Genomic DNA, 22,249 nt, shown 5'->3' with positions numbered 1-22,249 from the left:
CGAACATTCTGCTATCTCACTGTTATAAAAATAGCATAACAGAAAGGCTCTAGGTTTACGTAGGGCCGCGCAGTGAGTTAACATCATGGGCCCAATACTCAAAAAGAAAGCACGCTCTAACTATGGCTCAAGTCGCGAAAAAATTTTGGTAACCTGTGCACTTCCTTATGCTAACGGTTCAATTCACCTCGGACACATGCTCGAGCACATCCAGGCAGATATCTGGGTCCGTTACCAGCGAATGCGCGGCAACCAAACTCACTTCATCTGCGCCGACGATGCGCACGGCACCCCGATCATGCTGAAAGCTCAGCAGATGGGCATTGCGCCGGAGCAAATGATTGAGGAGATGAGCCAGGAGCATCAGAAAGATTTCGCCGGTTTCGGCATCAGCTACGACAACTATCACTCTACGCACAGCGAAGAGAACCGCGAGTTGTCGACCCTGATTTACAGCCGCCTGAAAGAAAATGGCTTCATCAAGAACCGCACCATTTCCCAGCTTTACGATCCCGAGAAAGGCATGTTCCTGCCCGATCGTTTCGTGAAGGGCACCTGTCCGAAGTGCAAGTCACCGGACCAGTATGGCGATAACTGCGAAGTGTGCGGGTCTACCTACAGCCCGACCGAGCTTATCGATCCGAAATCCGCCGTGTCGGGCGCGACGCCAGAACTGCGCGACTCCGAACACTTCTTCTTCGACCTGCCGGAATTCAGCGCCATGCTTCAGGCGTGGACACGCTCCGGTGCGTTGCAGGAGCAGGTCGCCAACAAGATGCAGGAGTGGTTCGAATCGGGTCTGCAACAGTGGGACATCAGCCGCGACGCGCCTTATTTCGGTTTTGAAATCCCCGATGCCCCGGGCAAATACTTCTACGTCTGGCTGGACGCGCCAATCGGCTACATGGGTTCCTTCAAGAACCTGTGCGATCGTCGCCCCGATCTGGACTTCGACGAATTCTGGAAGAAAGACTCAACGACCGAGCTCTATCACTTCATCGGCAAGGACATCGTCTATTTCCACAGCCTGTTCTGGCCGGCGATGCTGGAAGGCAGCAACTTCCGCAAGCCGACCAACCTGTTCGTGCACGGTTATGTCACGGTGAACGGCGCGAAGATGTCCAAGTCGCGCGGTACCTTTATCAAGGCCAGCACCTACCTGAAACACCTGGATGCCGACTGTCTGCGCTACTACTACGCCGCCAAGCTCTCCTCACGTATCGACGACATCGACCTTAACCTCGAAGACTTCGTGCAGCGCGTGAATGCCGATATCGTCAATAAAGTGGTGAATCTGGCGTCGCGTAATGCCGGTTTCATCAACAAGCGTTTCGATGGCGTACTGTCCGACAAACTGGCAGACGAAGCCCTGTACAAGACCTTTACCGACGCGGCGGCCAGCATCGCCGAAGCCTTTGCCAGCCGCGAGTCGGGCCGTGCAATCCGTGAAATCATGGCGCTGGCCGACCTTGCCAACCGCTACGTTGACGAACAGGCTCCGTGGGTGGTGGCAAAAGAGGAAGGCCGCGACGCCGACCTGCAGGCTATCTGCTCGATGGGTATCAATCTGTTCCGCGTGTTGATGACCTACCTCAAACCGGTTCTGCCTTCGCTTGCCGAGCGCACCGAGGCCTTCCTCAACACCGAACTGACGTGGGATGCCATCGCGCAACCGCTGCTGAACCACAAAGTCAGCCCGTTCAAGGCGCTGTTTACCCGTATCGAAATGGATAAAGTGACGGCAATGGTTGATGCCTCGAAGGAAGATATTGCCGCCACGCAGCCTGCGGTAACCGGTCCACTGGCCGACGACCCGATTCAGGAAACCATCACGTTTGATGATTTCGCCAAGGTCGATATGCGTATTGCCCTGATTGAAAGCGCCGACTTCGTGGAAGGTTCCGACAAACTGCTGTGCCTGAAGCTGGATTTAGGTGGAGAGAAGCGCCAGATCTTCTCCGGCATTCGCTCTGCCTATCCGGATCCTAAACTGCTGGAAGGCCGTCTGACCATCATGGTCGCCAACCTCGCGCCGCGTAAAATGCGTTTCGGCGTGTCGCAGGGCATGGTCATGGCGGCGGGTCCCGGCGGTAAGGATATCTTCCTGCTAAGCCCGGACAGCGGCGCACAGCCGGGCATGCAGGTCAAGTAACCTCCCAGGCCTCGCACGCGAAGCCCGTCCTGTTTTCAGGGCGGGCTTTTTTTTATCCTGAACACAACGATAAGAACAAAAAGTGACTTCTAATAAACAAATTTGAATTTAGAGGGTTAATTTGTAAAACTGGTTTTTACTCTTGCCATTGAGCATAAAGGAAAAATCATGACTCAGACCGTACATCTTCAAGGTAATCCCGTCAGCGTTGCCGGCCAACTGCCGCAAAAGGGTGACGTTGCCAAACCTTTCACACTGGTCGCCAAAGATCTCTCTGACGTTGCCTTGAGCAGCTTCTCCGGGAAACGCAAAGTCCTGAATATTTTCCCAAGCGTAGACACCGGCGTATGTGCCGCTTCCGTTCGCACCTTCAACAAAGCGGCCGCCGAACTCGAAAACACCGTGGTACTGTGCATCTCCTCCGACCTGCCGTTTGCTCAGTCGCGTTTCTGCGGTGCAGAGGGGTTGGAAAACGTCGTGACCCTTTCCACGCTGCGCGGCGATGATTTCAAATCTACTTATGGCGTTGCCATCACCGACGGTCCGCTGGCGGGATTGACCTCACGCGCCGTGGTCGTTCTGGACGAACCAGGACAACGTTCTCTACAGCGAACTGGTCAGCGAAATCAGCCAGGAACCTGACTACGATGCCGCACTCGCCGCCCTGAACTGATACAGTCAGTCAGGCATCGACCGAGCATAAAAAAACCCGTCTCATGGACGGGTTTTTTATGTGTCACTCTTAAGATCACAAAACGGCTACTCTTCGCCCTCGCCGCCTTCCGGCTTACGGGTACTTAATCCGTATTCGCGCAACTTGTTGGCAATGGCGGTATGCGACACCCCAAGACGTTTCGCCAGCTTGCGGGTACTCGGATAGTTGCGGTACAGCCGTGTCAGCACAGACCGCTCGAAACGCTTGCTGATATCATCCAGAGATCCGTTCAGCGCCTCTTCACCCAGGGTGACTTCCGCATCGAAGTCCGGCAGCGCGACATCCTGCGGGCGAAGCTCGTTGCCCTCAAGCTGAGTCAGCGCGCGATAGATGGCGTTCTTCAACTGACGCACGTTGCCCGGCCAGCCGTAGTGGGTAAGGTAACTGCCAAGCTGAGGATTCAGCTTCGGACGCGACATGCCCTGCTCATCGGCAAAGCGCGCGACAAACAGCTCGGCCAGCGGCATGATATCGGTCGGACGTTCGCGCAGCGGCGGCAGCGTCACCGTTAACACGTTGAGACGATAATAGAGATCTTCGCGGAATTCACCGCGCTGCACCAGTTCTACCAGATTCTTCTGCGTGGCACAGATGACGCGCACGTCGACCTTGACCTCATGCTCTTCCCCCACGCGGCGGAACGTGCCGTCATTGAGAAAACGCAGCAGCTTTATCTGCATGCGAGGCGACATCTCGCCGATTTCGTCGAGCAGCACCGAACCGCCGTTGGCCTGTTCGAAGAAGCCCTTTTACCTTCAACCGCATTGGGATACGCGCCGGCCGCATAGCCAAACAGCTCGCTCTCGACCACGTCGTCGGGCAAAGAGGCGCAGTTCAGGCCAAGGAAGGCATTCTTGCCGCGCGCCGAGCGCAGATGGCAGGCGCGCGCCAGCAGGTCTTTACCCGTGCCGGTATCGCCGATGATAAGCAGCGGGGCATCGAGCATCGCCAGTTTTTTCGCCTGTTCCAGCACCTGACGCATTTTCGGGCTGACGGCAACGATGTGGTCGAACTCGCGCTCGTCGTTGATGGTCAAATCCTGAAGCTGACGTCCCATTCTGGCGGCCGATTTCAGCATCACCACGGCACCCACGACTTCGCTGGCGCGGTTCTCATCGTCCAGTTGAATAGGCGTGAGATCCATCAGGAAATCCTGCCCGTGGATCACAACGCGGTCGGTATGCGGTTTGTCGCTGTCGTGTTCGAGCCAGCGGGTAAAGTTGTAACCGCTAATCAGGCTGCCCGCCGTGTGCTGACGCACCCTGGCTTCTTCGAGATCAAACAGCGACAGCGCCGCCGGATTGACCAGTTCGATACGGCCTTTCATGTCGATGGAAAACACCGGCTCGGGCATGGAAACCAGCAGTGCACGCAGCGCGCGATGTTCTCTTTCCGACGGCATAAACGGCACGGTGCGTACATCGGTCACGCCTTCGATACGGCGTATTTCGGCCATCAGGGCGCGGAAGGTGTCAAAATCGAGCTGCGAAAAGTTGAGGTAGATTCGGCTGGAGGCCGCAATCTCTATCCCATGCAAATCAATACTGCGCAGCACCAATAAATCGAGTAACTCTCGGGCAAGACCCAGACGGTCTTCGCAAAAAACTTCCAGGCGCATCAGTGTTGACCTTCTTCGAGGAATACAGAATTTCTTGGGGTCATAATACCCTGTCGCGCCTCCTGTAAAAAGAGACTGTCACAAAATGTTGACAGAAAATTTGCTGCCTGACGGTTTCCTCATCAGGGTCAGGCGCTAACGCCCTGCTAATGCCTGTTCATCAGACGTAACAGTCCGCGCCCATCGTGACATTGCAGAACAAACTCTGCTACCATCAGCGGCTGAATTCAACGCCAAATGGTTCCCGACTATGAAGTTCGTCTCTTTCAATATCAACGGATTGCGCGCTCGCCCCCATCAGCTTGCGGCAATTATCGAACAACATCAGCCCGACGTTATCGGTTTGCAGGAAACAAAAGTCCACGACGACATGTTCCCGCTCGAAGAAGTCAGCCAACATGGTTATCACGTCTATTATCATGGGCAGAAAGGTCACTATGGCGTGGCACTGCTGACCAAAGAAAAGCCGCTGGACGTACGCCGCGGTTTTCCGGGCGATGAAGAAGACGCCCAGCGTCGCATCATCATGGCGGATATCGACACCCCGCAGGGCGTGCTCACCGTGATCAACGGCTACTTCCCGCAGGGCGAAAGCCGCGACCATCCGACCAAATTCCCGGCCAAACAGCGTTTCTACGCCGATTTGCAGGACTATCTGCAGCAGCAGCTTTCCGTCGAGAAACCGGTCGTGGTGATGGGCGATGTCAATATCAGCCCGACCGATCTGGATATCGGAATTGGCGAAGACAGCCGTAAGCGCTGGTTGCGGACCGGCAAATGCTCGTTTCTGCCGGAAGAACGTGAATGGATGGACAAGCTTAAAGGTTGGGGTCTGGTCGACACCTTCCGGTTTGCCAATCCCGAGGTCAACGATCAGTTCTCATGGTTTGACTACCGTTCCAAAGGCTTTGACGACAATCGCGGGCTGCGCATCGATCTGGTTTTGGCCAGCACGCCGCTGGCCGCACGCTGCACGGCAACCGGCATCGATTATGTGACACGCGCGATGGAAAAACCTTCCGACCACGCGCCTGTCTGGGCGGAGTTCGACCTTAAGTGAGCACCTTGAACACGTTGCATGTGGTCGCCGCGATTATCGAACGCGGCGACCATATTCTGCTGGCGCGGCGTGACAACAGTAGCGATCTTGCCGGTAAATGGGAGTTTCCGGGCGGCAAGGTCGAGGCTGGCGAAACGCTGTCGCAGGCTTTGCAGCGTGAGTTGCACGAGGAGTTGAACATCGACGCGCAGGTCGAGCAGTGGATTGCCAGCCACCGCTGGCAGCGCGGTGAAAGAATTATCGAACTGCATGCGCTGCGAGTCAGCGGCTTTACCGGCACCCTTTCGTTACGTTGTCACAGCGAAACGGTCTGGGTGACGCCGCAGCAGGCTTGCGAGTACGACCTTGCTCCTGCCGACGTTCCCCTTTTGGAAGCGTATCTCGCCTCGTGTTGCTAGGCGGCAGCGCAATAAAGCCCAACGTGACAACGTCACCTTGGGCTTTTTTTATTTCTCGCTTTTGCCGGCCTTGGCGGGCGCGCGTTTACGTTTTGGCGCGGCAGCTTTGGGCTTGGACGGGATAGTGCGAAAGGCCGGAGACACACGATTTTGTCTGGCCTGCACAATCAGGTCTTGCAGCGTCGAGACCAATGGCTGCATAAAATCTTGATAACGGCAGTTCTTTTCGCTGATGCGCGTCAGGGTCGATTCCCAGTCGGCGGTCATATCGGGGCGCGCGGCGATGTCGGGCAGCGAGTGAATCAACGCCCTTCCGGTGTCGCTGGAATGAATATAGCGTCCTTTCTTGTAGAGGAATTCACGGCGGAACAGCAGCTCGATAATTCCGGCGCGCGTGGCCTCCGTGCCTAGGCCATCCGTGGCACGCAAAATCTTTTTCAGCGCCTTGTCCTGCACGAAGCGGGCAATGCCGGTCATCGCCGAAAGCAGCGTGGCGTCGGTAAACGGGCGTGGCGGCTGGGTCTGGCGTTCGACCACTTCGCCGCGCTCGCAGAGCAGTTCATCGCCCTTGGCCACAACGGGTAACGGCGTTCCTTCGTTTTCTTCGTCGCGCTCTTTGCTGCCGAGCAGCGTGCGCCAACCGGCATCGGCCAGAAAACGCGCCTTGGCGACAAATTTACCGCCGGCGATATCCAGATCAATCACGCATTTACGGAACACTGCGTCGGCGCAAAACTGCATCAGGTATTGTCGGGCAATCAGGCCGTAAATCTTGCTTTCATCGTCGGTCAGGTTGACACGGCTGCTGCGCGCGGTCGGAATAATCGCGTGGTGCGCATCGACTTTTTTGTCATCCCAGCAACGATTGCGTTTATCGGTATCCAGCGCTGGCTGCGGCATCAGAGAGGGTTGATGGATGCCGATGGCGTTAAGCACGGAATGACGGCCGGCGAAATGCTCCTCCGGCAGATAGCGGCTGTCGGAACGTGGATAGGTAATCAGCTTGTGGGTTTCATACAGACGCTGGCAGATGTCGAGGATTTTCTGCGCGCTTAAACCAAAGGCTTTGGCTCCCTCGATTTGCAGCGTGGAGAGCGAGAACGGCAGCGGCGCGGTTTCAGACTCGCGTTTGTCGTTGTAGCCGCTGACAACAGCAGGCTGCCCGCCGATGCGCGCCACCACGTGATCGGCCAGTGGACGATGCAGCAGACGCCCCTCTTCATCCTGATAAGGTTCGCAGGACTCACTGGGTTGCCAGACGGCGACAAAGCGCTCGTCGGCGGGGGTCACGATGTGCGCCTTGACCTCGAAGAAGTCTCTGGCCACAAAGTTTTCAATCTCTTCGTCGCGGCGGACCACCAGCCCGAGTACCGGCGTCTGCACGCGCCCCACGGAAAGCACGCCGTTGTAACCGGCGTTGCGTCCAAGAATCGTGTAGGCGCGCGTCATGTTGATGCCGTAGAGCCAGTCGGCGCGGAACGAGCCAGCGCAGAAACACACAATGGAATGAAATCGCGATTGTCGCGCAGACGGGACACCGCCCGCTCGACCGCCTGCGGATTGAGATCATTGACCAGACAGCGTTGCACCTGCTGGCGCTTGGTGGCGTCAAGATCCAGATAATCCAGCACTTCGTCGACCAGCAATTGCCCCTCATCATTACTGTTACAAGTATTTTTTGTGAAAAAATTTATTTTTATGATTTCCATGAAAAAAATTGGACTTCAGAGTTTTGGGATTTTCATAAAAAAAAGTGCCAAGAGCTGACTATTGCATATAGAACAATGTAAAATTCGTTTGACATGAGCCTTTCAAAATCAACTAATGAGCCTGTTATGAGCGATAAATCATAATTATTTAACATTCCATTATCCTTTAGCAACCAAAAACACTAGATAAAAGTCTGAAATTAACCTCTCTAGAATAATAACTTAGCTAAGTTACTTTATGGACATTAAGATTTTAGTTACCTTATTTAGTAATACTCCCTTGTCCTATCACAAAAATAATAGCTCACCTCGCTAAGTTGTGTTTCAGACAGATTAAATAGGACTTCCTTTGCATCCTTTCTTTTATATTTTCTTTTAACATCGATTGGTTTATTTAAACAGCTCTGCAACTTATTAATTGACCAACCTTTTTTTAGATGATAAATTGGATTAACAAAACCTTTATATCTGGATAACTTTCCCAACATATACTCCTCAGAAAAGACATATCTATGCCATAGCTCCATGACACTAATTTCATACTCTTTTTGATATTTGAAAATAAAAAGAGGTGAAATAATTTCAAGCGCTTTAAGTGAAAGCCATATAGGCTCCTTCTCCCCTGTATGACAGAAGTTACAACTCCACTGATAAATATTTTTTATATTCTCCAAAGAACATGGTAAATCTAAGCATTTCAAATAAATCAGCTCATTTAATATGTATGTAAAAGGAAAATCATATGATTTCACATTATCACCATTTAATTTCACCACATCAATACTTTCAAAGCCGATAATGCTTTTTATTTTATTTTCAAGTGACACTCTAATTTTAAATGGAATAGAATAGACATCGAAGACTTTACCTGCATGTTGTTCTATAGTTCTATATGTATTGGGAAAAACTGGAGATGCAGCCAAATGAAACAAAGCGTGCTCAGCTATCCTAGATTGACCATACGTGAATATCTGATTTCCTCCTAAGTAAAGCCCATTTTCTGTGGAAAATTGCTCAAGGTCAGCCAGGAAATGTTTCAACAAATCAACTTTATCATCTTGATGGAGATTTAAACCTAGTACATTATCGTTTCCCCTCAAATTCAAAATCTTTTCACTTTGCTCAAAAATAATATTTATTTGCGCTTCATTAGTAGAGCTAATTTTATTTTTTCTTGGAAAATTATTATTGTATTTACCATTAGGGTTAGTTTTCTTTAAAGTGGTAATATATCCATTTAATTTCACACTAAGTTCATTCCACAACTCATCCATTACTATATCCTTTTTAACCATCCTGTACACTCAACGCATCTATTTTATCAATCAAATAATCCAGCTGTAAAGAATTTTTAATATTAGCATAAAGAATTATTTAGAAATTCACGTCTATTAATATTCATTAAACCTGTAAAAACATTATTCACTTAATTTTCATTTTCGTATAGAAGAAACATGCTAAAACAAGTGAGCTTTGTGAAATAAAGCTCACTGCGATAAAAATCAAAATTAATAAATTAACTAGGATGCTACGTAAAGCCTATATGCCGCATCAATCAGTCTTAAAGCTCTATTTTTATCAGTCCCAGGATATTTTAATTGACGTAAGGCGTAGGAATATAAGCAAGCACTAACCTCTCTGTTACCGCGTTTCCTTGAATTAAGCCAATCTCTACAAAATCGGATTTCAGAAGCAATAGGACAACCATCTAGATACTGCTCTATTGAATGCCAATTATCTAAATTCTCATCAGTGGGCCAGTCATACTTGGCTGCATCTGGATGAAATAAGAAGCTACATTCTAATGTAAGAGGATCTAAAATACTGACCATTTCTCCAATATCACCATAATCAATAAGAGATGATGATTGATCTTTGGTGTTAATCAGTATATTTTCACCATGTAAATCACCATGCTGAACGGAATGTGAACAATTTACAGTATGATTTTCAAAATGAAACGCTGTATTAAGATTATATTTTTTCATTAAATCAAAGGCATTTTCATCTGATAATATTTGCTGACGTATACTTTTTATAGAACAATTTCTCATAACTCGAGCATCATACCAAATATCAAGTATATTTCTCGTATTTAAGTATAAATCACTATTCATTACGCCGGCTTCAGAGGCACTGAAAAATGAATGATCATAAGTGTGAGCAAACCCATAGAATACAGCACCATAAGAAGCTGCCCCATGAACTATAAGATCTATGTATCGTGGAGTTGCTCCAGGTGACAACCTTGATATAAAAGTACGATAATTAGTTTCATCCTCATTAACTTTTTCATTTGGACCGCACTTAGACACCACTCTCAAAAAACATGACCATACTCATTTGACAGTTCTAATCCATAGACTTTTGATGCTGATAGCCCTCCCCCTATAGCTTTTATTTTTGTAATGACGCTGCCATGTTTTTTACTAAATATCCTTAATAATCGATCATGTTCAATCGGAAGAGTAATGTTATCAGATTCAAAATTCAGTTCTACATTATATATATTGTCAAATTTTATTTTTAAACTTTCAACAATTTTAGAAAGCTCGTTTATATTTTCCTTTCTACAATGCTCAATTGTAGGACCTGCAACTCCGCTACCCCAAATGTCAGTAATAACCGATGAGGATAAGAATTGCCCAATCATATCAACTGTACTAGTTCCAGTCAGGATGAGGATTGGTGTTCCTTTGATATCGCTCACGCATTTCGCAAGCACTGCTAGGCCATTTTGGGGATCTTTATCAAATCCATTTTTTATTACTGAAAAATTCAAATCCAATGTAATATAGTCAAAAAAAACATTCTCACTCTCTAGAATTTCAAATGCCTCATCACGACAAGTAGCAAAAGTAATATCTATATCATTGAATATGCGCTTAAACACGCTAGAAATATTATCCGATATATCAGGTTCATCTTCTACAATTAACAATTTAAAATTTCTATTTGACATTAAAAGTTACCCCACCGTAAATCTAACTTAGCTCCACCAGAAACGATATTAGCAAGAGATACAGAACCACCTAAGTTCTCAACTGCCTGCTGAATTATAGCCATACCAAATCCTGTATGATTGGCCTTATTGGTATTACCGATTTTAAAAGCAGCCTCTGGAGAACCTAGCAATCCGGTGCCAGTATCGATAATGCTTACCCAATTATCAACATCACTTGCTCCCCAACAAATCGTTAAATCTCTTTCACTAAAAGCGTGTGCGTTAATTGATTCAATGGCATTACGTATGCCATTCGCAAGTGCTAAGCCCAAAATGCGACGATCTGATTTAATTATGCAGGGCTGAATCCCCTCATATAAATATGAAATATTTTCACTATGCTCTTCAGCGATTATATCTCTAATTAACTGTGCCAAGTCAAACTCATGGCTTTCTGGCTTCTTAGCAGTGCGCCTAAGACTTTCAATCGCACCAAATATACGAAGCAGGCTATCAACGACTTTCCTTGAACTACTACTATCGTATTCATGGATTTCATTAGCTAAATGTTCTTTTAACAAACCAATTTTAGGTGAAAGTTCATGGAGTATTGTCCCTGAGAATTCATTTATTGCTTCACGCTTTAAGAATCTAACTCTTGCTTTATCAGTCAAATCATCTGTTTCAGGAAAATTCTGTGAATCTGGAGACATGTGGTGTAGAGCTTTATCCAAAGCCATACGAACATGTCTCACTAACTCCTTGCTCCTCTGGTTCCTCTAACTTAGAGCGAGCACTTGGAGTATTATTTTCTATAAAATATCTCGCTGCATAAAATCGTTCGTTGGCATCTGAAGATATCAAATTATCTAAAGCTTTTTTAAATCATCTACCATAGAAGTCAGCCCTACGGTTAAATGCCTCTCTGCCACCTTCCATGACATTAGATATTGAACTCACGATATTAATATCATCAAGTCCCCCTCTGCAATAACATATCCCCGAGTCCCATCAGAATTTAAATGAATAACAGTTTCGGCACCACCTAAAACTGGTACATTTGCATTGTGCGAAGAAACAATGATTTGCCCATCATTAGCTCGCCTAGTGATGGAAGAAATTAATGTTTCTACAATAAATGCATTATCAATATGATCTTCAGGCTGATCTACTACTAAGATGCTTTCCTTATGCTCTAAAATTATCGGTAGTATCACTGTACATCGCTGACCAGTAGAAAGCGCAGTAAAATCTTTATATTCAGAACCGTCTAATAACTCTAGTTTTATTTCATCTTCAAGCAGGACAGTGGCTATCTTATCAGTAGCTTGTTTGAGACTGTTGATTATCTTCAATGCTCGGTCTTTAGATATTGAAACAAGTGAAATAAAACCATCAATATCGTTAGACTCAAGAATTTTAATTAAAATAACAGGAGGAATTGATTCGCTAATAATCGGTGCAATGTCATTGTATCTAATACCCCCCTTTCAATGCATTTATCAATACCTGTTGATAGTCATCTAATCTATTAGCGACTTCGATAGTTACTTTTATTTTAGGTTTCAATGCTTTATTCAAATCATTGCATTTGGCAACACGTAAGTCAGACCTCTGTTTTCGGAGATCACAAAGCCTTGTTAGAGAAAGGTCTCTTTTGTTTTTTAAATCCAATACTTTAATACTTTTATCAAAGTTGAGTTTTTTAATATTTTCAAGATTTAAGATAGATTGCTGAAGTGTTTGACGCTTCCTAGCTACCTCTCCTGCTCCTTCCTGTATTTTATCGATGTCAGAACGCAAGCCTTGTCCTTGTTTTGTTATATCTTGTATCTTAACTTGCAGTTCATTTAATTCAATTGATATATCATGCATGAAACTATCAAAAGCAGAGATTATCGAAGATATATGACCTCCTGCTATTTTTAATTCATTTACTATTCTAGCATCACTAGAAACTTCACTTGACACCCACGATTCTACTTCTTGTTTTTCAGCCATGAATGAGTTTAAGTTACGCTTTAATGAACTGATTTTTTCTATCTTTTTATTATTTTTTTCAACATTTTCATTTAATTTAAAGTAAACATCACTTAGTTTCTTTAAGTCATCAGATTTTAATTTTGCGACTTCAGATATTCCAGCTATTTTTTTCTTCTAACTCGATTAAAATCATTTGTTGTCTAAGCTGTGGTAGCATTAACAATTTGTCTTCGACATCATCAACACTCGATGATAATGATAGAATCTCTGATGCATAAGATTCTACAATAGCTATTTCTGCAAATTCTTGCTGGTGTAACGTATCGAGACCAGACAAAAAATCGTCAATGAGTTTCATTCGCCCAGAGGATGTTAGCCCAACATTTTCAATTTCTGTTTGGGAAAATATCAGTGGAGTTTTCAGATTGCGATCTATTGGAGGAGTAGGCTCACTATCACCAGTTCTCGTATAAGAAAAAGAGTCACTACCATTACATATGGTAACGGTTATTTGCCCATCATTAAGAACAGATTTGGCATGAGATATAGCTTTATTATTTGATTCAATGGTATGACCTTTAACATCTAGGCAGTACCGAATCAGTTCGATGAATGTAGACTTCCCGGTTCCTCGTGCACCAATAATCGTATTTAAACCATGTTTTAGAGATACATCTAAACCATCAAGAAAACCACCTTCAATTTGCACACGACTAATATATATATCATTCATAAAAGTTCTTCTTTCACAGGTTTATCCAGATAATAGGTAAATAACCTTATCGATGTTCAGTCAAAGCTGATAAGTTCCATGTTTAAACACATTACATTTCAATGCTAATATATTGTCATTGAGCGAGAAAAATAACAATTCATTTCTTATCTCCACGAAGTATTTGGATAATGTTATTTTTTTCATTTTCATTCAAATCTTGAAAAAGAGTCACCATCTCAGCACTTAGCTCATCTTCACAAAAAAGTAACTCAGAGGAACATTCAGTATTGTTCCTATCTTACGTAATGTTTCAATATCAGGAGCATGCCGACCTTTCTCGTAATGATTCATACGACCACTGGCTGATCCTTCATCCATTCCAGCCTTCACCCCCAAATCCTTTTGGGATATGCCGGCTTTTTTCTGGCCTGCCTAAGGCGCTCTGGTATTGGGTTTTTTTGCAAATCTTTTTCATCACATAGCGTCTCAGTAGCTTAGATTGTCTAAGTTTCTCGCACTCCTGTATACTTAGCAATCCTAAGTATTAGTGTTAAGAGCTTTTGTAGATATGACCTGTAGGATTTCATTTAAGATCAGTAAAAAATTTGGTCGGGTTTTAGCCCAGATAAACCATAATAAAATTTCACGTAACCATTTGATTAATATAGCAATTAAAGAGATAAAATTGTCTAGAATACAGGCTACTGGATTGGTTGATCGTGGTGTTCATCAGTTGAAGATGCAAGGACTTGTCATCTCGAGTGGTAGTATCAAAAATATAATCTACAAATTTTCGTCAGAAGTCACAAATCCATCATTATTTCATCAAGCTAATGACGGTAACTGCATGCTTTCTTCAGAAAAGAAAGCATTAGAAAAAGATCTATTGCTGATTCGCTACGAACTGCAAGCTTACAGGGAGTTATTAGAAAAAATCCCACAAGAAAAGCTTAAAATCACGAAACTACAGAAAGATACTGCTGAAAAATTTAACCAGTTAAATGGTACAATTAGAGCAATTAACCAGCTGTTATCCATGTAGGGAAAGAAGGATGCCAACTAACTGGCATCCCATTCCAAACAATACTTTACCATGCGCAAGGACGATTATCTCCGGCACTAATTAATGTGATAGCCATATTTAAAGATGCACAACTCGTTATTGTTGCCGTTTTACCTGTTTTTTCTGCATCGCAATTTTTCGTGGAGCCTTACCTAAGCCTCTAAGCCCGTTAAAACGGATATTATCGACCTGATGAATAAACACATGTAAACCATCAACCATAGGTTGCATAAACTGACCATACTTAATTTTTTCTCAGAAATCGCTTCTAGCTGTGACTCCCAATGTGCCGTCATATCAGGCTTTGTCATAGCTTCTGGCAGAGATAGTATCAACCTGCGGCCAATATCCGTAGCATGAATTTCTTTGCCTTTTTTGGTCAAATAGTCACGCTTAAACAGTAATTCAATGATACCTGCTCGGGTCGCTTCTGTTCCCAAGCCATCGGTCTCTCTAAGTACCTTTTTGATCGCTCTATCGGTGACGTATCTGGCAATTCCAGTCATCGCTGATAGCAAAGAGGCATCGGTAAAGTGACGTGGCGGCGAGGTTTGCTTTTCATCTAGCTTGCCATCAACACAAACTACCCCCTCCCCTTTGATAACCTCTGGCAACCTTACGGCTGAGAACTCTGGATCTTCAGAAGATGATTTCCGCTCGGGTAATAATGCTTTCCAGCCTTTATCAACAACTTCTTTTTGCCTGCTGATAAACAAGCCGCCACCCACTTCGGTATCGATCTGCTTTTCCTGATATTGAAAAGGTGGATAAAACTGCATCAGATACTGTCTGGCGACCAATTCATAGATGTTCTGCTCATCAAGCGATAGACGATTCGTATCAACCCCACGACTGGTCGGAATAATGGCATGGTGCGCACTGACCTTATCATCATTCCACGCCTTAGATTTGACTGCCAGATCGGCAATTTCAACAGCTGTCGCCAGTCCAGGAACAGTTTTAGCGACCGCTTGGGTGACTCTATGTGTATCGCCAAAGTGTCCGCTGGGTAGATAGCGACAATCTGAACGAGGATAAGTAATCAACTTATGTTTCTCATAGAGCTGCTGGCACACATCGAGCGTCTTCTGGGCATTGAGATTAAAACGTCTGGAAGCATCGATTTGCAGTGCGGACAAGTTATAGGGTAATGGCGGGGCTTGTTTCGCCCGGTTCTTCAGTTACCGCAACCACAGTTCCTGGCTGGCCTGTTACCTTCTTCAATACGGTTTCAGCCAGCTTTTTCAGCACCAGTCGCCCCTCTTCATCCATATAGGGTTCACAGGCGGCACTTGGTTTCCATTTTGCCGTATAAATTTGGTCTTTATCGGTTTTAAGATCGATAACCACGTCATAGAAGGGTTTAGAGACAAAATTCTCGATTTCTAAATCACGATTAACGACCAAACCTAATACCGGCGTCTGTACCCGTCCTACAGATAGCACACCGTTATAACCCGATGACTGTCCCCGTAAGGTACATAAACGGGTCATATTGATACCATAGAGCCAGTCAGCGCGTGCACGCGCTAATGCTGAGGTAGCCAGAGGTATGAAGTCGATATTTCTACGCAGGTCATTTAGCGCCCGTTGGATAGCATCGGCGTTCATATCGTTAATTAAACAGCGCTTGGCTGCTTCACGCTTCTCTTTTGGGACACCGCAATAATTGATGATCTCATCAACCAGAATTTGCCCGACCCTATCGGGGTCGCCCATATTGACCAGCACATCGGCTTCGTTAATCAATTTTTTTATAACGTTAAATTGCTTCTGCGTGGCAGGTTTTACCGAGTGTTTCCACTCTATTGGCACGATGGGTAAATGCTCCCTGCGCCACTTTTTAAAGTCAGGGTTATAGGCATCAGGCTCAGCCTGTTCGAGTAAATGGCCAATACACCAAGTCACCACATCACCGTTTGCGGTTCTAATAAACCCGTCCCCTTTTTGATGTGGTTTCGGCAGAACATCAGCAACTGCCCTGCCAACACTCGGTTTTTCAGCTATGTACAAAATCACTGACTTCTCCTGCTACTTATATCAACAACCTTGAGTGCCGATACTTCCCTTTCCAGATCCTCGATCTTATCTAATGCTTCGAACAAAGAGAATTCTAACTGAGCATTTTTAGCAATAATCTTATCGCAGAAGGCTTTGATATCGTCTCGTTGAGACCTGTAACGCTCTTTTAACTCCCGTTCTTTGTCCCTTTGTACGCGCATTTTATCCACCGAGGCTTTACCTGACTCGATAGTAGACACTGCGTTGTCGAGCTTTCTTTCGTGAATAGCTCTTTTAGCTTTCTGGACAAACTCATCGTAATAGTAGATGCCCCCGAACCGAGACCTGCTTCCTGATTGATACGACTCAGACTGACTCGCCCATCGTGGGGAGTCCGTTCCGGAACGCCGTTTAATAAACGCTCAAGAGCCCGTTCAAGCCTGATTATCGTTAGTTTACCTCGCTCAGTGAGCGTTTCTTCATCAATCATAAATAAGTGTCCTATTTCTTAAAAGAAACATAATCAAAATGATGCTCGGATAAGACCTGCTCAATAGCCTTAATTCCATAGAAGAACTTTGAAGTGACATTCGGCATATCAAATCCGGCAGTGGCAATCAGATTATATTTTGTTATTAACTGTTCTCTAATCAGAATCAGTGATTTAGCTTGCTCTTTAGTCACAATTTTGTACTGACAGGTCGTCATATCGCAAATACGATCACAATTTGGATTCGTACAATAGCCGCCTGGATGTTCAACAAGAGAAAGCTGCCCATCTTGAACTTGTTTGCGAATCTCTTCTCGGCTTAAGTAAATACGCGTGTCGCCCTCAGACCGAAGGTTTTTTATTCTTTTTCCTTCATGCCCTGCTAAAGTTTCAGCTTCATTATAAAAATGATAAAAAACATCTGTCATATGGTTTAGATTCTCACCTGCAATTTCATCCTGGAGATCTTTATCAATCATCATATCAACATAAGAAGCGATATTAGCCTGATTGGCATACCAGGATGTCATGGTCATATTCATATGCTTAAACTGATACTTAATATCCAGCAGAGAGGCCAACTTATTACGCACCAAATAAACAGCAAAAGTTCGACGAAATGCATGAGGATGGACTTTCAGTATCTGTCCTATTTTAAGCTCACCTTTTCTGGATGGATTTAATAAGTCGAACTCTTGAACGTCATCCTTTGTGGCACGATATCCCACGGATTTAACGAAGGTGTTAAGAGAATGAGCCAATGATTGTTTTCCAGCATCAGGTCGATGTCCCCGCATATAGGGGAGCGTAACAAATAAGCTATCGACCTTTTCAAGAAAAACATTTTTTTCATCAGGATGTGCTATTGATTCCGCTCTTTCTCTCCACTTTTCACGCGCAAAGCTAAATGCATCCCAAAGCAGTTCGATTGCTTTTTTGACACTCGGTATCGTCACCCATGAAGTATGTCGTACCACACCACCCAAATTAGGCTTAGTATCTAGACCATGTAAGACAGGCACGATCATACCTGCGTATTTTTTCTCTTGATAGGAATCAATCCTAAAAGACTTTATCTCACCATCCCGGCAACCTGTAAATGCCGCAATCACGGTGTAACAGGCTCCTCTGAGCCAGGATAACCATGAACCACCATAGTCAAATTGAATATTAATATTTTTTGGTAGATTTTTAATATTCTTAAGTGCATATCTTCTTGCTGAACGATTAGAATCATAATGTTTTGATGATTCAAAATATCCGGACACGAAATCATTATAGCATGAAGATATTTCATTTCTGTAAGGGTGATAAGTTTCAATAACTTTCAATGCCTCACTATAATATCTGGACGCAATAGATTCTGGAATACACACGGCTTGCGAGACTAATGTACCACTTACTGATAAATACATAGCTAACTCTTCATGATTTTTTATCTCTCTTTTTATTATATCTGCGTTGTACAAATGAGATAAGAATATAAGGTTGTTTTTCCATGTTTTGAACTTCAACCTCTTATTTTTAGCCTCAACTAGTAACCGTCTGAAAAAATCATCATTATCAATAACGCTATATGATGTACCATTGCATATTGTTATACATTTTTCAAAAATGACAGCGCCTTCAATAATGCTTTTAACCGCACTTTTTTTGACTTTAAGCTATTATTTGATATGACCTTATAAACTAAATATTTTACTGTTGATTTGAACGAACCAGATAATCTAGAGAAAGAAATGTTAAAACCTAATGACCATAAATACCAATCATCAGAAGCATAGTGACTATATGGACGACCTTCAGTATCAAAAGAAACAATCAGAGCATCATAAGTATTATTGCCATCAATAAATTCCAGCGCTTTTTTCATCAGTAAATACCCAGCATCAATTCTAGATCATTCACATCCTGCCAAATGGGGTGCATTCCATTCAAATATTTATCATAGGCTTCATTGTATACCGCATTATGCTCCGTTTTCATTCGTTCAATGATGATCTGAATAGTATTATTCACTTTGTTCAGTAAGTTTGATGGGCGGGAGTTAATTGCTGGTCTTGTGACAGAATCCAGAATCACATCGTTAAATGAGAGTAAAAGCCAAATATCATCGACCTCTGCGATAATAGCGTGATGCTTGCACCCAAAACATTCAAGAAACTTATGGCAAGCTACGACATCATGGGATTCAGCCAAGCCATTTTTAACCAAAGCCTCTTTAACTTTTATAGCCTTATCTTTAAATGCTCCACCGCATCTTAAGCCATTAGTCAGTTTTTTAAATTCTTTACTGGCTTCACCTTCTTTTAGTGGGTCGTGGTAAAGGAATGCACTCTCAGTAATAGCCTTATCTAGAGGTTTTCCCAAGGCAGTCTGCTCTCGAATATACAGCGCGGAAGCCAGTGAGAACTCAGTGGTAACAGGGTTACCATCTGCATAATGTTTTGCGACCGTTTCAACGGAATTATTGAGCCCCTGAGAAACAAAGAACACACTCTCTGTAGCTCTCATAATTAATGAAGCTTTAGTTTTTCTAAAGCGCTGGCTTCTTAAGGCAGGTAAACCAAGGTCTACAAAAATTTTATTTAAAATGCCAGTGCTGTTACCTGTCATATAGGAATTTTTATCGTTAGTAGGATTTGGAAATAAAAATCCATTTTTATCGTGATTTATTATTTTACTTATCACGATCCACTTTTCAAAAAATATACGTGCTTCTCTGGTAAAGCCCACATCAATTTCATTGATTCGGCCAGACTGCCTTCCTTTTTTAACACTCAGTTTAAATACTTTCCTTGCAAGGTCTTTAAATGGTTCATCAGTAAGATCTGACAATTTCATTTTTAACAAAGATGTGGCGTTTGCGCCAGTATAAAAACAACTAATAAAATAGGCCGCTCGCACTAGGTCACTTATCCATACTGTATCACTGTTATTATATGATACCGTTCTTTCTGTTGATAAGTTATGTCTATATCGATAAATACCCTTTAGATCTTTTACGCTATAAAGAGGAAAGATATCAGGTTCAGTACCACTTTCAATATGCAAACAATAATCATCATAGATTATATACAGGGCTGAAACCAACTCTTTTAGTTCATCATCTGTATAGGGTAAAATGTTCTGAGTGTCAGCAGGGAATGTAATGAAGATATTTTTACATTGTTTAAAAAGATCAGGGTCTAACCCCATCAGCAACGCTTTAAGTGAATTTTGTCTGCCAGATAATGTTTTCCCTTTGTGCCCACTCCGGTAAGCTTCTGTAAGGCTCTTTATATATAAGCTGACAGAATCAATGCAAAAAATCTGATTAATATCTTGCTCGTCAACCATTCGGATAAAGCGTACAGTCTCATTAAAAATATTGATCTTCGTTCTATCTGTAACATCTAAAGAGTGAATTGTATTACAAATACGTACTACGAGTTCTCTTCTGTTTGCATCAATAAGATCTGGTTGATTAACAGATATAGTAACACGCCGCTCCTTCATAGCTAAAACAGGACAGTGTTTATATAACAAACGTTCGAAGTTCGCAGTACCATGGCCATCAGTGATGGATTGATCCCGTAAATTAATATTAATTATTGTATCCGTATCAATAAACGATGATGTTACTGTTTTGCGTTTATTCTCTTTTAAAAATGCCATAATTATTAATCACTCTTGAGAATAATATTCAATGCTTTCTCATGCACTTCATTAGCTTTCATTGTTTCTTCCTCACAGAATTTTAGGTAACCCAGTAAGGTCGCTCTACTTTTATGTCCCATCATTGATTGCAGATAATCAAGCGCTTTACCCTCCTTCAACCCAGCATTCAATAATTCTTTTAGCCTTTCTACTGCATAGGTTGAACGTAAATTATGAAATTTATGACTAAAGTTGGGTAACTCTTTTCTAACCGCATTTCTGATTTCACACCATCTGGCATCCAGTGTTTTAGCGGCATAGGGTTTACCATTTTGATTGAGCAACAATGGTGGGTTATCTTTATGTTCAGGATAACGCTCTTGATATCTATTTCTACGCTTAATATATCTGGATGAATTAATATAATCATACAGAGTCTGCATTAATTCAGAGTGGATCTCAGCCGTGCGTATTGTACCATTTTTAGTTTTAACGCCTTGTCGAGGATCAAGCAGCAAGCCTTCAGTATTGATCAGATATTTTTTCTTAAGCTGTTCAGTATCTGGTTTATAAATTTGCTTTACTCTTAACGATATTATTTCCGATCTTCTAAGCCCAGAGTATCGGCTAAGATCAATAGCTAACTTACATTCCTCTGATAGTGGAACCTCATTACCCTCACCTGTACTGGTTGAAACACCTAAACCACGGATTTTATATACAGACTCAACGATTTGCCATTCGTTACTGCTAATCGGAACCAGTTTTCGTGATAGTCCAAAGTGTCGGGTATCATTAGGTAATTTTAATCTTAAATCCGTGGTATCAACATGAATAAAATGATTTCTCATATATTCATGGGGTGAATTTCTATGTAACCGAACCACTTCATATTTAAAGGGAGGATAGGCAAAAAAGTGATCGCGAGCCAGATAAAATTTATAAAAATTAATCACCGATCCCATATAACTATTAGCAGTACTGCGCGCCAATTCATCCTGTTTGAACATTTCTCGTAAATGCTTACGGAATGCATAGGTAGGACGTAGTCTGAGCGATATTGGCATTTCATCCCATGACATACCAATATCATGGAGAAAGGTAAAATAATGCAACAATGCCTGAGCCTGTGTATTAACCTCTTTTTTACGTAAATTAGCTTTCAAATGAATTAGCCAATTATTGGCGACTCTGATACTGCTACCGTCTTCCATAAATAATAGCGGCAGCTTTCCTAAATGCTGACCTTCACCTACAAAATTTACCGATAACTCCCCAGTATCAGTATCAATTTCCCTATTAATCTTCTGGTCAACAACAAAGTCAGGAACTTCCCAAAGAATGATGCTCATACGAGTACCTGCCGGATGATTTCATAAGTTCATAGATTATCGACGTAACAATCTAATTCAATAAGAACATCGTACCAGTACGCGGTCGGGGTCACCGGCATGCACCACTTCCTGCGCCTCGAGCAGCAATCTTTTGATGACATTCAACTGTTTGGCAACGGAAGGACGCGGCTGCAACTGCCATTTTTCGGGAATAATCGGCAAGTCTTCCAGCGACCAGCGCGCAAAGCGGCTGTTGTAGGCGTCAGGCTGCGCCTGCTCCAGCAAGTGTCCAACACACCAGGTCACGACATCCTGATTGCCGCAGGCAATATACCCGTCGCCACGTTTATGCGGTTTCGGCAGGACATCAGCAATCGCTCGGGCAAGGCTGGGTTTTTCGGCAATAAACAAGCGCATCGGGCGTGACT

17 protein-coding genes and 5 pseudogenes are annotated in these 22,249 nt (G+C 43.9%); 5 read left to right on the top strand and 17 right to left on the bottom strand.

Translation table 11 applies throughout. The annotated features are described in order from the left end of the window. The first annotated feature begins 85 nt into the window (after positions 1-85). Positions 86-2,152, top strand: coding sequence for a methionine--tRNA ligase (metG, locus tag O1V66_RS05830; RefSeq protein ID WP_269128209.1), 2,067 nt, complete (start codon positions 86-88; stop codon positions 2,150-2,152). A 168-nt stretch (positions 2,153-2,320) separates the two neighbouring features. Beyond that, positions 2,321-2,825: pseudogene (gene tpx / locus O1V66_RS05825) on the top strand (thiol peroxidase). A gap of 86 nt (positions 2,826-2,911) precedes the next feature. On the opposite strand, the pseudogene tyrR reads toward tpx, so the two are convergent. After that, positions 2,912-4,485: pseudogene (gene tyrR / locus O1V66_RS05820) on the bottom strand (transcriptional regulator TyrR). A gap of 250 nt (positions 4,486-4,735) precedes the next feature. Here tyrR and xthA point away from each other — a divergent pair. Then, the gene (gene xthA, locus O1V66_RS05815; protein WP_045048072.1) at positions 4,736-5,545 is read left to right on the top strand and encodes an exodeoxyribonuclease III; all 810 of its coding nucleotides are present in this window, start codon (positions 4,736-4,738) and stop codon (positions 5,543-5,545) included. A 5-nt stretch (positions 5,546-5,550) separates the two neighbouring features. Further along, complete coding sequence (locus O1V66_RS05810; protein WP_152623632.1) at positions 5,551-5,943, top strand: pyrimidine (deoxy)nucleoside triphosphate diphosphatase; 393 nt, start codon at positions 5,551-5,553, stop codon at positions 5,941-5,943. 48 nt (positions 5,944-5,991) lie between these two features. Here O1V66_RS05810 and O1V66_RS05805 read toward each other — a convergent pair. The 9 genes and pseudogenes from O1V66_RS05805 to O1V66_RS05765 form a co-directional block, all read right to left on the bottom strand. Next, positions 5,992-7,598: pseudogene (locus O1V66_RS05805) on the bottom strand (DNA topoisomerase III); the annotation flags it as partial. Between the two features lie 320 nt (positions 7,599-7,918). Beyond that, positions 7,919-8,926 (bottom strand): hypothetical protein, encoded by a 1,008-nt coding sequence (locus O1V66_RS05800; RefSeq protein WP_045048074.1) that lies wholly within the window; start codon positions 8,924-8,926, stop codon positions 7,919-7,921. A 246-nt stretch (positions 8,927-9,172) separates the two neighbouring features. After that, positions 9,173-9,967 (bottom strand): protein kinase family protein, encoded by a 795-nt coding sequence (locus O1V66_RS05795; RefSeq protein ID WP_269128208.1) that lies wholly within the window; start codon positions 9,965-9,967, stop codon positions 9,173-9,175. A 5-nt stretch (positions 9,968-9,972) separates the two neighbouring features. Then, on the bottom strand, positions 9,973-10,614 hold the full coding sequence (locus O1V66_RS05790) for a response regulator (RefSeq protein WP_269128207.1): 642 nt from the start codon (positions 10,612-10,614) through the stop codon (positions 9,973-9,975). Beyond that, positions 10,614-11,336: an ATP-binding protein gene (locus O1V66_RS05785; RefSeq protein WP_269128206.1), complete on the bottom strand. Its 723-nt coding sequence runs from the start codon at positions 11,334-11,336 to the stop codon at positions 10,614-10,616. Before O1V66_RS05785 ends, O1V66_RS05790 begins: the two co-directional genes overlap by 1 nt. 216 nt (positions 11,337-11,552) lie before the next feature. Further along, positions 11,553-11,951 carry an AAA family ATPase gene (locus tag O1V66_RS05780; RefSeq protein WP_269128205.1) on the bottom strand — a complete coding sequence of 133 codons (399 nt, stop codon included), beginning with the start codon at positions 11,949-11,951 and terminating at the stop codon, positions 11,553-11,555. Positions 11,952-12,072: 121 nt separating this feature from the next. Next, positions 12,073-12,597, bottom strand: a complete 525-nt coding sequence (locus tag O1V66_RS05775; protein ID WP_269128204.1) for a hypothetical protein — start codon at positions 12,595-12,597, stop codon at positions 12,073-12,075. 130 nt (positions 12,598-12,727) lie between these two features. Then, positions 12,728-13,312, bottom strand: coding sequence for an ATP-binding protein (locus tag O1V66_RS05770; protein WP_269128203.1), 585 nt, complete (start codon positions 13,310-13,312; stop codon positions 12,728-12,730). A 225-nt stretch (positions 13,313-13,537) separates the two neighbouring features. Then, positions 13,538-13,672 (bottom strand): helix-turn-helix domain-containing protein, encoded by a 135-nt coding sequence (locus O1V66_RS05765; protein WP_269128335.1) that lies wholly within the window; start codon positions 13,670-13,672, stop codon positions 13,538-13,540. 307 nt (positions 13,673-13,979) lie between these two features. Between O1V66_RS05765 and O1V66_RS05760 the strand changes: the two genes are divergently transcribed. Beyond that, the gene (locus O1V66_RS05760; protein ID WP_152623621.1) at positions 13,980-14,336 is read left to right on the top strand and encodes a hypothetical protein; all 357 of its coding nucleotides are present in this window, start codon (positions 13,980-13,982) and stop codon (positions 14,334-14,336) included. A gap of 117 nt (positions 14,337-14,453) precedes the next feature. Here O1V66_RS05760 and O1V66_RS21850 read toward each other — a convergent pair. The 7 genes and pseudogenes from O1V66_RS21850 to O1V66_RS05720 form a co-directional block, all read right to left on the bottom strand. Then, positions 14,454-16,376, bottom strand: a pseudogene (locus tag O1V66_RS21850) (DNA topoisomerase III). Beyond that, positions 16,373-16,618: a hypothetical protein gene (locus O1V66_RS05745; RefSeq protein ID WP_269128200.1), complete on the bottom strand. Its 246-nt coding sequence runs from the start codon at positions 16,616-16,618 to the stop codon at positions 16,373-16,375. Before O1V66_RS05745 ends, O1V66_RS21850 begins: the two are co-directional and overlap by 4 nt. A gap of 241 nt (positions 16,619-16,859) precedes the next feature. Beyond that, the gene (locus tag O1V66_RS05740) at positions 16,860-18,362 is read right to left on the bottom strand and encodes a site-specific integrase (protein WP_269128199.1); all 1,503 of its coding nucleotides are present in this window, start codon (positions 18,360-18,362) and stop codon (positions 16,860-16,862) included. 83 nt (positions 18,363-18,445) lie between these two features. Next, entirely contained in the window at positions 18,446-18,721 is a 276-nt protein-coding gene (locus O1V66_RS05735; protein ID WP_269128198.1) for a hypothetical protein, read from the bottom strand. After that, on the bottom strand, positions 18,721-20,505 hold the full coding sequence (locus tag O1V66_RS05730; RefSeq protein ID WP_045048083.1) for a hypothetical protein: 1,785 nt from the start codon (positions 20,503-20,505) through the stop codon (positions 18,721-18,723). Before O1V66_RS05730 ends, O1V66_RS05735 begins: the two co-directional genes overlap by 1 nt. Before the next feature lie 5 nt (positions 20,506-20,510). Continuing rightward, positions 20,511-21,839: a site-specific integrase gene (locus tag O1V66_RS05725; RefSeq protein WP_045048084.1), complete on the bottom strand. Its 1,329-nt coding sequence runs from the start codon at positions 21,837-21,839 to the stop codon at positions 20,511-20,513. 81 nt (positions 21,840-21,920) lie between these two features. Then, positions 21,921-22,238: pseudogene (locus O1V66_RS05720) on the bottom strand (toprim domain-containing protein); the annotation flags it as partial. Positions 22,239-22,249 lie beyond the last annotated feature (11 nt).

The organism is Rouxiella chamberiensis (assembly GCF_026967475.1).
In the GTDB taxonomy this organism is placed as follows: Bacteria; Pseudomonadota; Gammaproteobacteria; order Enterobacterales; family Enterobacteriaceae; genus Rouxiella; species Rouxiella chamberiensis.
Note: the sequence above shows the minus strand (reverse complement) of the source record. Positions and strands in the feature narration are given on the sequence as shown.